The organism is Pseudomonas sp. MF5691, assembly GCF_016405645.1.
Taxonomy (GTDB): Bacteria; Pseudomonadota; Gammaproteobacteria; order Pseudomonadales; family Pseudomonadaceae; genus Aquipseudomonas; species Aquipseudomonas shahriarae.
The window spans coordinates 15,322-27,650 of record NZ_JAEKDC010000026.1; the positions used below are offsets into that span (position 1 = coordinate 15,322).

Genomic DNA, 12,329 nt, shown 5'->3' on the forward strand with positions numbered 1-12,329 from the left:
GGCACCCTCGGCGCCGGTGCGTTGCTGGTGGCGGGCGCGGCGCTGCTGCGTCCGGCTGACCGGGGCTCGCCCTACAGCGAATACTTTCGCCAGTTGAACCAGCAGCTCAAAGCCCATGGGCCGATGCGTCCGGTGCTGCTGATTGACCTGGATCGCCTGGATCACAATATCGACATCGTCATGCAGTCGGTGCAGCGCGGAGGTAAACACCTACGGCTGGTGGAAAAATCCCTGCCTGCGCCGGGCCTGTTGGCCTACATTGCCAAGCGCGCCGGCACCCAGCGCCTGATGTCGTTTCACCAACCCTTTCTCAACCATGACGCCCAGGTGTTTCCCGACGCCGATATCCTGCTGGGCAAGCCGTTGCCGGTGCGTTCTGCCGAGCTGTTCTATCAAGGCCATCAGGGGCCCTTCGACCCCGCCCGGCAATTGCAGTGGCTGCTGGATACGCCACAGCGCCTGCAACAATACCTGGCGCTGGCCCAGGGCCTGGGCACACGGCTACGGATCAATATCGAACTGGATGTGGGCCTGCACCGCGGCGGTATCAGCGATAACACGGTGCTGGGGCAGATGCTGGGGTTGATCAGTGCACACCCCAGGCACCTGGAATTTGCCGGCTTCATGGGCTATGACCCGTTTGTCGGCATGGGCGTGCCGGGCATCCTTGGCTCGCCCCAGACGTTGTTCGACAAGGTCATGCAGCGCTACAACGGCTTTGTCGACTTCACCCGCCAGCAGTTTGCAGGGCTGTGGCATGCCGGCCTGACACTCAATACCGCTGGCAGCCCCAGCTATGGGATGCATGAGCAGGAGCAACTGAGCAGCGAAGTTTCCGTGGGCACCGCCATGCTCAAGCCCACGCACTATGATTTGCCATCCCTCAGCGAGCACGTCCCGGCGGCCTACATCGCCACGCCAGTGCTCAAAAGCACCGGCGCGGTCAACATCCCGGCGCTGGATGATAAATCCCGATTGTTGTCCTGGTGGGATCGCAACCAGCGCGCGACGTTTTTTATCTATGGTGGCAACTGGATGGCCGAGTTCGAGTCGCCTTCGGGGCTGCAAAGTAATGGCTTGTATGGCCGCAGCTCCAACCAGGAGATGGTCAATGGCTCGCCGGGGGTTGGCTTGAACATCGACGATCAGGTGTTCATGCGCCCGACCCAGACTGAATCGGTGCTCTTGCAGTTTGGCGATCTGCTGGCGGTGCGCGGCGGTAAAATTGTCGACAATTGGCCGGTTTACAGCGGTTGAAATGACGCACTCCTGCGCAGGAACTGGCCTGTGGCAAGGGGGGCTTGTTGTGGCAAGCCCCCTCGCTTCAGGCGGATCCTACAACGCAAACGGAATCGTCAGCTTGGCCCACAACATATCGCCTTCCGGCCGGTTCTCTACATCAAACTCCTTGGCCCAACGAATCTCCGCACTGGCGTACTTGAGAAAGGTGAAGTACACCGCCGGCCCCACCGCAAACACCTGGCCCCGCACCCCATCGTCGACATCTTCGCCGTAGATATTGGTGACAGTGCGCCCGTACTGCTTATCGTCAGTCGTCTGCTTGAGATAGTAGCCATTGATACCCAGGCTCAGGTTATCGGTCACCTTGTAGCTGGCCGAGTAGTCGAAGTGGAAAATCTGCCCGGAACGGTAGTCCGTGGCGTGGTTTTCCTTGTTGAAACTGTAGGTGGTCTTGATCGACAGCTCAGTGCGCTCGTCAGGCAGCCATGTCACCGACACCAGGGGCTTATAGGTGTAGAAATTGTTGCTGGTATTGGCCAGGCGGAAAGCATCGTACTCACCGGTAGGCACGGTGATTTCCACGGCGGCACCCAGGGTCAGGTTTTTGCCCAGGTCCCACAGGATTATCGGTGCGATGGTGGTGTCACCCATGCTTTCGCGCTGGTCAGACATGCCGAACAGCGCCACTTGTTGCTTGAGGTAAGGCTGCGCGATGTAGCCGCCCAACCGCCCGCCAAACACCCGCAACGGGCTCAGGTAGTCCAGGCGCGGGATGATCGCGTCCGAGCGGATCTTCACCTGCGGCACTTTGCCCCCCAGGGAACTGATGTCCAGTTTCGTCGCTTCATAGTGGTTGTAGTAAAGGTTGAAAGCGAACATGTGGTCCGGCAGGTGATCGACATCCAGGGGCAGGATGTAAAAGCCGTCGGTACCAGGGCCGATATTGTCTACGCCGCCCTCGGTGGCCAGGGTCGGCAGGCTGATGCTGATAAGCGCCAGGGCAAAGGGCAGGGGGGCAAGCGCACGGGTCGGATTCATGTCAGGGCTCATTATTATTGTTGGAAGGTCGGCCCTCACCGGGGCCTGGCCCATACAAATAAGCCCTTGGCGCCCTAGTGGGCAGGGTATTGGCGGCCACATAAGGGGGCTTTGCCGGACAGCGTTCATTCAGAGTGCGGCGAGCCTTGCAAGCACCTATGATTGTCAGGATGTTTCTAAAACAATAACCGGGCATACAGTCGGGAATCGCAGATCCATGCACAGCAAAACCGTTGATCCACATTACGAATTGGCCCTGGTCTCGCCCTTTCTCCTGCAAACCCTGGGGCAGGTTGTGGCGCAAAAGGGCGCCAATGCCGAGCATCTTTGCCGTGGCCTGGGGTTTACCCTGGCGGACCTGGACGACCCGGCGCTGCGCATTTCCTACCGCCAGGCCGTGGCGATGATCCAGCGGGCCCTCAAGGTCATGCCTGAGCAGGGTCTGGGCCTGTGTGTCGGCAATCAGAATGTGCTGGGCACCCTGGGTTTGCTGGGGCATGTCATTTCGTTGTGCAAGACCCTGCGCGATGCCTTTGCCGTGGGCGAACGGCACCAGCACACCTCCGGCGGCATCGCCACCTCGCGCACCCTTGAAGGCGCGCTGGAGGTCATGGTCGAGGTCGAATGCCTGCTGCCCTATGCCGACGTCCAGGTTTTTGCCGCCGAAGAGTTCTTTACCAGCCTCATGGTCTACGGTCGGACCCTGGTGGGCAGCGAATTCAAGCCGTTGCGCATGGAGTTCATGCATGCGCCGCCGGTGTATGCCGCCGAGTACCAGCGCTTGTTCGGTGATGATGTGCGTTTTGGCTGCCTGCACAACCGCATGGTGCTTGAGGCCCGCTGGCTCGACGTGCAATTGCCCAATCACCATGCCCTGGCATTGCGCCAGGCCCTTGGCCTGCTGGAACTGGAAAGTGCCCAGCTGCACCGCAAAATGGACCTGATCCAGGCGGTGGAGCGCGCTATTTCCCGCGACTTGCAGGGCAGTCAATTGGAGAAGGTCGCCAGTGACCTGAACATGAGCGGGCGCACCCTGCGTCGGCGCCTGACCGACCACGGGCTGACGTTCGAAGCCTTGCTGGAACAGGTGCGTCGTGCCCGGACCATGGGTTTGCTGGGCAACCCCGGGTTGTCCATCGAGCGTATTACCCAAGAGGTCGGCTACAGTGACGTACGCAGCTTTCGCCGGGCGTTCAAGCGCTGGACGGGGCTCAGTCCCAGTGCGTTTCGCAGCGTGGGCTGAGGGCCGGCGCGTGGCCGTGGATTTGCATTGAACCCTGTGGCGCGGGCAGTGCCACATGATGGCAACGCACACTTATCTGGAGGTTGGCATGCGCACCATTGATCTGGCGGGTACCCCGGTTCCGGTCATCGGCCAAGGCACTTGGCGTATGGGGGAAGATTCTGCACGGCGAACAGCGGAAGTCGCTGCCCTGCAATTGGGTATCGACGAGGGCATGACCCTGATCGACACCGCCGAGATGTACGGCGAAGGCGGTGCGGAAGAAGTGGTCGGGGAGGCGATCCAGGGGCGCCGGGACCAGGTGTTCCTGGTCAGCAAGGTCTACCCGCACAACGCCAGTAAAACCGGGGTCCCACGGGCCTGCGAAGCCAGCCTCAAGCGCCTGGGCACCGATCACATCGACTTGTATCTGCTGCACTGGCGCGGGCAATACCCTCTTGCAGAAACGGTTGACGCCTTTGAGCGGCTGCGCGATGCCGGCAAGATCGGGCGCTGGGGCGTGTCCAACTTCGACGTATCGGATCTTCAGGAGCTGGCATCACCCGCCTGCGCCACCAATCAGGTGCTCTACAACATCGAGCAGCGCGGCATTGAGTTCGACCTGCTGCCCTGGTGGCAACAACACAACCTGCCGTTGATGGCGTACTGCCCGATCGCCCAGGGAGGAGACCTGCTGAGCAGCCCCACCCTCAAGCAGATTGCCCGTCGACACGAGGCCACACCGGCTCAAGTGGCCCTGGCATGGGTACTGCGGCAGGACCGCGTTATCGCCATCCCCAAAGCCGTGAGCCCTGAACACGTGCGCCTCAACGCGGCGGCGGCCAGGCTGGTTCTTGACGAGCATGACCTGGATGCCATCGACCGGGTATTCGGCGCACCAATCCGCAAGCATCCGTTGGCGATGGTGTGACACACCCGACTGCTACGGCATCGCAGCTTGCGACGCCGTTGCCGCCGGGTCGGGCTTCAGCCGGCCACCGGGCTGCGCCAGTCGTCAGAGCCTGAAGTGCCCGAAACCTCATGGGTCCAGACGATTTTGCGGTAGGTAAAGTGCACATCTTCCAGGTGGGTGAAATGCGCATTTCCCGGATCCTGGCAGTTGGGCATCCGTGACTGGATGTCGACGATGATCGCGTCCTCCAGCTCGATGGTGAAGTAGTGCTCCTGGGTACCGGCGGATGATGTGCGATACCACTCAAGGCGGCACTTGACCATTTCCCCGGACGTCAGCGCGCTGAACAGCAGCGGCGAAGATTTATCGAATACCTTGCTGATCATCAGCGGCTTATGGACACGCTGGCCGGTTGGCTGGCCCGATTGCGGATCGCGGGGAATGATGACCTGATGCTGGAATGCCTCGACCAGGATCTGATCCTCGTGGCCTTCCTGATAGATGTTGCCTACCGAATCCTGGGTGAACGTGCCTGCCGTGATCAAACCTTGCTTGGTGCCGGTGATCGAGAGGTATGCGGGTGTTGGCATGACGGGTTTCCTTGCCTGACAGATAAGTTTGCGCCGAGGGGCGCCGTTGCCGGATGGGCGCTGCTTACTAACAAGAAGTGTGCCGGATTTCAGTCGGCCTAATAAAATAAGGGCGCTTGTTCGTGGTGGAGACTTAATAGGCGCCGAGTTAGAAGGGCTTTAGTCTTTGAAGTTGAGTTTGTTTGCGCAGTAGTGCGCAGTTAATTGCCTGGTCAGCGTACGTCGCAGTGTTGATAGGTGGATATATAGTTTTAATGCAGCTTGCCTGGAAAGTGTGCGCAGCTTTTTGCGCAAGGGTGCTGGCAGGTATGTCGCCCAATAAAATGGGCTGTTTTATTGGGTGGGAAGAGGGTCGTTGAGCACGCTTAGTTACAAAATTGCGGGCTGCTTTGATTTTGTAGGAATCTCCTTAAGTGCGCCTGGCTGACTTGCCCAATAAAATACAGCTGGCTATGGTTCGTACTTGTCGCTACACGGAAACGGAATTCAGTAAGTGAGGTGTTGGCGTTTATATAGATGCTTGCCCTACTTTAATTGAGCATTGATCAGCACACTGCGGCCATCATGGTTTATTCAGACAAACTTTCTGCTTATTACTTGAAACTTGCCCGGTCGCCGATTTCGGTTGACTGTTTTGCAGGGGAGGATATGCGTTTTTCGGCGGGATACGAAGCGCTGGAAAGTGAGCTGGAAAAAGCCCGCTCGATCCATGGCAACAGCCAGCCGGACTGGCAGTCCGTGGTGGACCAAAGTGAAGCCTTGTTGCGTCACGAATCCAAGGATTTGCGGGTGGTTGCCTGGTTGACATGGGCTCTGTATCAACGCGAGTCCTTTTCCGGCCTGCTCGCCGGGCTCGGCCTGTTGCGCGACCTGTGTGAGCACCATTGGGCGACGGTTCACCCCCTCAAGCAGCGTACCCGCATTGCGGCCTTTGGCTGGTTGGTACAGCGCATTGAACCGGTGTTGGCGCAGAGTTTTTCGCTCAAGCACCAGCGTTCCCTGTTCCAGTGCCTGGCCGTGCAATTGTCCGACCTTGACCAGTTGTGGGTCAGGCACCTGGGGGACGATGCGCCGTTGCTACTGGCTGCGCGCAGGCAACTGGCGGACAAGCTGCAACAGGCCCGGGAGAACGATCCGCCGCCATCCGGGGTGAGCGGGGTGGTTGCCCAGGTCAAGCAGGTCGCGACCCAACTGCTGGCGCCTGAGCCGGTGGTGAACAACGAAAAAGACGTTCACAGGCTCCTGCGTACGCTGCAGGACGGCGCTCGACCGCTGTGTACCTGGTGGCTGCGCCAGAACGCCACTGACCTGCGGGCCTTGCGCCTGAGCCGGACGCTGGGCTGGCTGGGTATCACTGGTCTTCCCGATAGCAACAGCGAACAGATAACGCCGTTGCGTGGGTTGCTGCCCGACAAACTCAAGCGCTACCAGGAGCGCTTTGCCCAAGGGCATTACGCCGACCTGTTGCTGGAGCTTGAGGCCAGCCTGGCGGGCGCGCCTTTCTGGTTTGACGGCGTGCGCATGCTCTGGGAGTGCCTCCAGGCGCTGCAGGCCGAACTGGCGATGGTCGAGACAGAGATTCAGTTCGCCCTGTTGCTGCAACGATTACCGGGGGTCGCTCAATTGCGCTTCCACGATGGAACACCCTTTGCCGACGCTACCACTCGCGGGTGGATCGACAGCCAGGTCAGCCACCACCTGCAGGCAAGGGTGCCACCCAGGAATATTGCCAGTGTTGGTCCGGCGCCATGGGAGGAGGCCTTGCAGACGGTCGCTCCGTTGCTGCGCAAGGAGGGGCTGAAGGCCGCTGTCCAGGCCTACAAAAACGCCATGCAGGCTGCGCGGGGTGACCGTGCCCGGTTTTATTGGCGCCTGGGCCTGGCTCGGTTGTGTATCCAGGGCGCCAAGCATGACTTGGCCAGGATCCAGCTTGAACAGCTTGAGCAGGAGTTGCAGCACGGCAGCCTGCATCGCTGGGAGCCGGACCTGACCCTGGAGGTGTTGCAACTGTTGTACGCCTGTTACGACGTATTGCCCCAGGGCCATGGTCTGCGCGAGCGCAAGGACGATGTCTATCGCAAGCTGTGCCAGGTCGATCTGGAAGCGGTACTCCAATAGGTTTTCCGTCATTACGCAAAGGAGAAACATCATGGCCAAAGAAGGTTCGGTCGCCCCCAAGGAACGCATCAACATCACGTTCAAGCCGGCCATAGGCGGTGCCCAGGAAGAGGTTGAGCTACCCCTGAAGCTGCTGGTCCTGGGTGACTTCACCCAGCGCGAAGACACACGCAAGGTCGAAGACCGCAAGCCCATCGGTATCGACAAAAACACGTTCGACGAGGTGCTGGCCAAGCAAGCCTTGAGTCTGCAGCTGGGTGTTCCCAATCGACTGCAGGAAACCGATGAAGCCGATGAGTTGCCCATCCAGGTCCGCATCAACGCCATGCGGGACTTCAACCCGGCCCAACTGGTCGAGCAGGTTCCGCAATTGAAAAAGCTGATGGAGTTACGTGAGGCGCTGGTCGCGCTCAAAGGCCCCCTGGGCAATACACCGAGCTTTCGCAAGGCCATAGAAAGCGCCTTGGCCGATGACCAGGCCCGTGCACGGGTATTGGCCGAACTGGGGCTGAACAGCCCCGACCCATGACTTTCTCAGTAAAAGGACACTGACCTTATGACCACTAGCCCTAGCGCCCAGGCCACCCCCCTGGATAGCGTATACAGCATTATCGACGACATCATCGCCCAGACCCGCCTGACGGCCGATGATGGAACCTACGACATCGCCAGGCGCGGTGTGGCGGCCTTTATCGAGGAATTGATCAAGCCACAAAACCGAGGCGAGCCGGTCAAGAAACAACTGGTGGACCGCATGATTGCCGAGATCGACGCCAAGCTCAGCCGGCAAATGGACGAAATCCTCCACCATCCCGACTTCCAGGCACTGGAAGCGGCCTGGCGGGGTTTGCAACTGCTGGTGGATCGCACCGACTTCCGGGAAAACATCAAGATCGAGCTGCTCAACGTCTCGCGGCAGGACCTGCTGGACGATTTCGAGGACTCGCCGGAGGTTGTGCAGTCGGGCCTCTACAAACATACCTACAGCGCCGAATACGGTCAGTTTGGTGGTCAGCCTGTCGGCGCCATCATCGCCAACTATTTCCTGTCGCCCAGCGCGCCTGACGTCAAGCTGATGCAATACGTATCCAGCGTCGCCTGCATGGCTCATGCACCGTTCATTGCCGCCGCCGGGCCGGGTTTCTTCGGTCTGGAGAGCTTTACCGGCCTGCCGGACCTGAAGGATCTGAAAGACCATTTCGAAGGGCCGCAGTTTGCCAAATGGCAGAGCTTCCGCCAGAGCGAGGATGCCCGTTACGTGGCCTTGACGGTGCCACGCTTTCTCCTGCGAACGCCCTACGACCCGGTGGACTGCCCGGTCAAGACCTTCGCCTATAACGAGCATGTGGTCAGCAGTCATGAGCATTATCTGTGGGGCAATACGGCCTACGCCTTTGCCACGCGCCTGACTGACAGCTTCGCCCGCTTCCGTTGGTGCCCCAACATCATTGGCCCGCAAAGCGGGGGCACGGTGGAAGATCTGCCGCTGCATCACTTCCAGAGCATGGGCGAAATCGAAACCAAGATCCCCACCGAGGTGCTGGTCTCCGACCGTCGTGAGTACGAGCTGGCGGAGGAGGGCTTCATTGCCCTGACGATGCGCAAGGGCAGCGACAACGCGGCGTTCTTTTCCGCCAGTTCCGTGCAGAAACCCAAGCGCTTCGGCATCAGCGCCGAGGGCAAGGCCGCCGAGTTGAACTACAGGCTGGGCACCCAACTGCCGTACATGATGATCGTCAACCGCCTGGCGCACTATTTGAAAGTGCTGCAGCGCGAGCAGTTGGGTTCATGGAAGGAGCGCACCGACCTGGAGTTGGAGCTCAACAAGTGGATCCGCCAGTACGTGGCCGACCAGGAGAACCCCAGCGCCGAGGTGCGGGGGCGACGACCGCTGCGGGCGGCACGGGTCGTCGTCAGTGACGTCGATGGCGAGCCGGGCTGGTATCGCATCAACCTCAGCGTACGCCCGCATTTCAAATACATGGGGGCGGATTTCACCCTGTTCCTGGTTGGCAAGCTCGATAAAGAATGAGCCGGGGGCCTGAGATGAGTCACTACAGCGGCTTCCTTGAGCGCCTTGCAGGCACCGCGCCTCAGTCGACGGGGCGCACGCCACTCGCCTGTGTCGCCGCGTCGGTGGCCACCCACCTGGGCAACATGCTCAGCACCCGAGCGGGCAGTGTGCAGACGCTGCCCGACTATGGCCTGCCGGACCTCAATGACATGCGTCTGAGCCTGCACGAATCCCTCAGCCAGGCACGCTTTCTGATCGAGCGGTTTATCGCGGCCTACGAACCGCGCTTGAGCAACGTACGGGTCGTTGCGTTGCCACGGGATCGCGACCCGCTAGCCCTGGCCTTTGATATCCAGGGCGCGTTGACCATCGACGGCGTCGTGCAAACCGTGGTGTTTTGCGCAAGCCTGACGGGCAACGGACGTGTCGAGGTCGCCCCAGGTGTCCTTTAACCGCTATTACCAGAGCGAACTCAATGCCTTGCGGCAGTTGGGGCGACGCTTCTGCGAACGCAATCCGGCGCTTGCCCCGTTCCTCGGGGACAGTGGCCGGGATCCGGATGTCGAGCGGTTGCTTGAGGGCTTTGCGTTCCTGACGGGCCGCTTGCGACAGAAGCTCGACGACCAGTTGCCCGAGCTCAGCCATTCGCTGATGCACCTGTTGTGGCCCAACTACATGCGCCCATTACCCGCGTTCAGCATGTTGCAGTTCGCACCGCTGCTGCGTGCCGGGCCGGCGGTCACGGTCGAGCGGGACACGCCGGTGGAAAGTCTGGCGATTGACGGTGAGCGTTGCCGTTTTCGCACCTGTTACGCAACGGATGTGCTGCCCCTGCAAATCAGCGCGCTGGATTACTCGGCCCAGGGGGAGGGGGCCTTGTTGAGCCTGCGCCTGGAGATGACCGCCGAAGGGCATATGGGCGAACTGGTGCTTGAGCACCTGCGCTTGCATTTTGCCGGGGAACGCTACGTCAGCCAGATGCTGTACGTGAGTCTGCTGCGCCACCTGCACGGTATCGAACTGCTGCTACTCGATGGCCAGGGCGAACCGCTGCTGGCCCATGACGGGCAGGTGCGGTCACTGCAACTGCCGGCCTGCGGGGTTCAGCCAGCAGGTTTTTCAGAAGCAGAGGCATTGCTGCCTTATCCGCCGAATGCGTTCACTGGGTATCGGCATCTGCAGGAGTATTTTGCGTTTCCAGAGAAGTATCTGTTTGTCGACGTCGGTGCTCTGGATGTTCTGCAAACCTTGCCGGTTGACGTGCTCAAACAGGTGCGGGGCGTTGAGTTGCGCTTCAAGCTTGGCCAGCGCAATCCCGAGCAGGTGCAGCCCACACTGGACAACGTGAAGCTGTTTTGCACGCCGGTGGTCAACCTGTTCAAGCACGATGGAGTGCCGATCCGACTGGATGGCCGGCAGGACGAGTATCTGCTGCTGGGGGCTGACTATGCGCCAGGCCATTGCGCGGTGTTCTCCGTCGACCAGGTCACGGGGTGGCGTCCGGGTGGCCTGGGCTACCAGACGTACGTGCCATTCGAGTCGTTCGAGCACGATGAGCAGACCGCGTGCTACAGCATCCGCCAGCGGCCCTCCGTGCAACACAGCGGGCTGGATACCTACCTGAGCTTTGGCAGTCGCCAGTCCGGTGATCAGGAAACCCTGTCTGTCGAGATGACCTGCACCAACCATGATTTGCCACGCACATTGCGTATCGGTGACATCAATCAAGCGTGCGAGCAAACACCCGAATTCCTGTCCTTCAGCAATATCACGGCAGCCACCCCTGGCATTGCGCCCCCGCTGGACAGCGACTTTCTCTGGAAGCTGATCAGCAACATGTCGCTTAACTACCTGTCCCTGAGCGATATCAATGCGCTGAAAGTGGTGCTCGAGACCTATGACCTGCCGCGCTACCACGATCGCCAGGCGGAAAAAGTCAGCATCCGCAGGCTGGGCGGGTTGCGCTCGATCAGCCAGCGGCCGATTGACAGATTACACGGCGGTTTGCCGATTCGAGGTGTGGCAATCGACCTGACCGTCGACCTCCAGCACTTCCTCGGAGAGGGCGACCTGTTTGTGTTTGCCTCGGTCCTCAACGAGTTTTTTGCCCTGTATGCGAGCCTCAACTCGTATCACGAACTGCGTGTTACCAGCACACAAGGAGAGGTGTACCTATGGCCATCCCGGATGGGCCTGCAGGCTCTGCTTTAACCGAACTGTCGCGGACCATTCGCGAGTACTCGCTGTTCCAGGCGATCTCGCAGGTGATCGAGCGTTTGCGTGACGCCCATCCGTCCCTGGGCGATGAGGCGCTGTATGAACGCCTGGAGTTCCAGGCCAACCCGGGGTTGGGGTTTCCCGGCAACGATATTGACCGGGTGACGTTCTTTGTCGAGGGCGGGCAACTGCGCGCACGTTTGCGCCTCAACGTATTGGGACTGGTGGGGGCGAATTCGCCACTGCCGGCGTTTTATGGTGAACACGCATTGACCGAACGGGCGGGCGGTAATCCTGTCGGCGACTTTCTCGACCTGTTTCACCACCGCCTGCATCGGTTGATGCTGCCTTTGTGGCGCAAGTACCGCTACCGGGCGTGCTTTCGGGCGGGAGCCAGCGACCCGTTTTCCGAGCAGATGTTCGCCCTGATAGGCCTGGGCGGCCGTGCCGTTCGGGGCGCGACGCAACTGGACTGGAAGCGCCTGCTGCCCTACCTGGGCTTGCTGGGTATGCGCGCCCATTCGGCGGCGCTTATCGAAACGGTGCTGCGTTACTACTTCAAGCACCCGCAGTTGCTGATCGAACAGTGCGTCAAGCGCAAGGTGGTGATTGCCCGCAGGCAACGCAACCAATTGGGTCAGGCCAGCAGCCTTCTGGGCCAGAACCTGGTCCTGGGGCGGCAGGTCGTCGACCGTGCCGGCAAGTTCAGGGTGCATATCCAGAACCTCGACTGGCAGCGGTTTCATGATTTTCTGCCCACCGGCGCAAGCCATTCTCCGCTTGGCGCGCTGGTGCGTTTCGCCGTGCGCGATCCGCTGGACTATGACCTGCGTCTGGTGCTGCGTACTGAGGAGGTGCGGGCGCTGCATATAGGCCAGCGCAATGTGTGCCGGCTGGGATGGACCAGTTGGATGGGGCAGGCGCGCGCGGATGGCGTGCTCACCCTGGCCAATAAACTCGCTAGAAACGGATGAC

At 60.5% G+C, this 12,329-nt stretch carries 11 protein-coding genes; 9 read left to right on the plus strand and 2 right to left on the minus strand.

Annotated elements, in window-relative coordinates; all coding sequences use genetic code 11:
• The first annotated feature begins 45 nt into the window (after positions 1-45).
• Positions 46-1,257, plus strand: a complete 1,212-nt coding sequence (locus tag JFT44_RS24750; protein WP_169960699.1) for a DSD1 family PLP-dependent enzyme — start codon at positions 46-48, stop codon at positions 1,255-1,257.
• Positions 1,258-1,335: 78 nt separating this feature from the next.
• On the opposite strand, the gene JFT44_RS24755 is transcribed toward JFT44_RS24750, so the two are convergent.
• Positions 1,336-2,280 carry a transporter gene (locus tag JFT44_RS24755; RefSeq protein ID WP_169960654.1) on the minus strand — a complete coding sequence of 315 codons (945 nt, stop codon included), beginning with the start codon at positions 2,278-2,280 and terminating at the stop codon, positions 1,336-1,338.
• A gap of 217 nt (positions 2,281-2,497) precedes the next feature.
• Between JFT44_RS24755 and JFT44_RS24760 the strand changes: the two genes are divergently transcribed.
• Together JFT44_RS24760 and JFT44_RS24765 are read left to right on the plus strand one after the other, a co-directional pair.
• Positions 2,498-3,523: an AraC family transcriptional regulator gene (locus JFT44_RS24760; protein WP_169989797.1), complete on the plus strand. Its 1,026-nt coding sequence runs from the start codon at positions 2,498-2,500 to the stop codon at positions 3,521-3,523.
• Between the two features lie 88 nt (positions 3,524-3,611).
• Positions 3,612-4,433 (plus strand): aldo/keto reductase, encoded by an 822-nt coding sequence (locus tag JFT44_RS24765; RefSeq protein WP_057436903.1) that lies wholly within the window; start codon positions 3,612-3,614, stop codon positions 4,431-4,433.
• Positions 4,434-4,489: 56 nt separating this feature from the next.
• Here JFT44_RS24765 and JFT44_RS24770 read toward each other — a convergent pair whose 3' ends face one another.
• Positions 4,490-5,005: an Hcp family type VI secretion system effector gene (locus tag JFT44_RS24770; RefSeq protein ID WP_029291189.1), complete on the minus strand. Its 516-nt coding sequence runs from the start codon at positions 5,003-5,005 to the stop codon at positions 4,490-4,492.
• Positions 5,006-5,569: 564 nt separating this feature from the next.
• Between JFT44_RS24770 and tssA the strand changes: the two genes are divergently transcribed.
• The 6 genes from tssA to tssG are packed head-to-tail and all read left to right on the plus strand — an operon-like array spanning position 5,570 to position 12,328.
• Positions 5,570-7,123, plus strand: coding sequence for a type VI secretion system protein TssA (tssA, locus tag JFT44_RS24775; RefSeq protein ID WP_198831329.1), 1,554 nt, complete (start codon positions 5,570-5,572; stop codon positions 7,121-7,123).
• A 31-nt stretch (positions 7,124-7,154) separates the two neighbouring features.
• A complete protein-coding gene (gene tssB, locus JFT44_RS24780; RefSeq protein WP_057959343.1) occupies positions 7,155-7,652 on the plus strand; it encodes a type VI secretion system contractile sheath small subunit in 498 nt (165 codons plus the stop codon).
• A gap of 27 nt (positions 7,653-7,679) precedes the next feature.
• The gene (gene tssC, locus JFT44_RS24785) at positions 7,680-9,155 is read left to right on the plus strand and encodes a type VI secretion system contractile sheath large subunit (RefSeq protein WP_198831330.1); all 1,476 of its coding nucleotides are present in this window, start codon (positions 7,680-7,682) and stop codon (positions 9,153-9,155) included.
• 14 nt (positions 9,156-9,169) lie between these two features.
• Complete coding sequence (gene tssE, locus JFT44_RS24790) at positions 9,170-9,589, plus strand: type VI secretion system baseplate subunit TssE (protein ID WP_115128358.1); 420 nt, start codon at positions 9,170-9,172, stop codon at positions 9,587-9,589.
• Positions 9,579-11,348, plus strand: coding sequence for a type VI secretion system baseplate subunit TssF (gene tssF / locus JFT44_RS24795; protein WP_198831331.1), 1,770 nt, complete (start codon positions 9,579-9,581; stop codon positions 11,346-11,348). Before tssE ends, tssF begins: the two co-directional genes overlap by 11 nt.
• Positions 11,312-12,328 carry a type VI secretion system baseplate subunit TssG gene (gene tssG, locus JFT44_RS24800; protein WP_198831332.1) on the plus strand — a complete coding sequence of 339 codons (1,017 nt, stop codon included), beginning with the start codon at positions 11,312-11,314 and terminating at the stop codon, positions 12,326-12,328. Before tssF ends, tssG begins: the two co-directional genes overlap by 37 nt.
• Position 12,329: the final 1 nt, after the last annotated feature.

Coding starts and splice junctions, on each gene's coding strand:
- JFT44_RS24765 (WP_057436903.1), top strand. CDS start 3,612: ATGCGCACCATTGATCTGGCGGGTACCCCGGTTCCGGTCATCGGCCAA.
- tssE (WP_115128358.1), top strand. CDS start 9,170: ATGAGTCACTACAGCGGCTTCCTTGAGCGCCTTGCAGGCACCGCGCCT.
- JFT44_RS24755 (WP_169960654.1), bottom strand. CDS start 2,280: ATGAATCCGACCCGTGCGCTTGCCCCCCTGCCCTTTGCCCTGGCGCTT.
- tssG (WP_198831332.1), top strand. CDS start 11,312: ATGGCCATCCCGGATGGGCCTGCAGGCTCTGCTTTAACCGAACTGTCG.
- tssC (WP_198831330.1), top strand. CDS start 7,680: ATGACCACTAGCCCTAGCGCCCAGGCCACCCCCCTGGATAGCGTATAC.
- JFT44_RS24770 (WP_029291189.1), bottom strand. CDS start 5,005: ATGCCAACACCCGCATACCTCTCGATCACCGGCACCAAGCAAGGTTTG.
- tssA (WP_198831329.1), top strand. CDS start 5,570: ATGGTTTATTCAGACAAACTTTCTGCTTATTACTTGAAACTTGCCCGG.
- JFT44_RS24760 (WP_169989797.1), top strand. CDS start 2,498: ATGCACAGCAAAACCGTTGATCCACATTACGAATTGGCCCTGGTCTCG.
- tssB (WP_057959343.1), top strand. CDS start 7,155: ATGGCCAAAGAAGGTTCGGTCGCCCCCAAGGAACGCATCAACATCACG.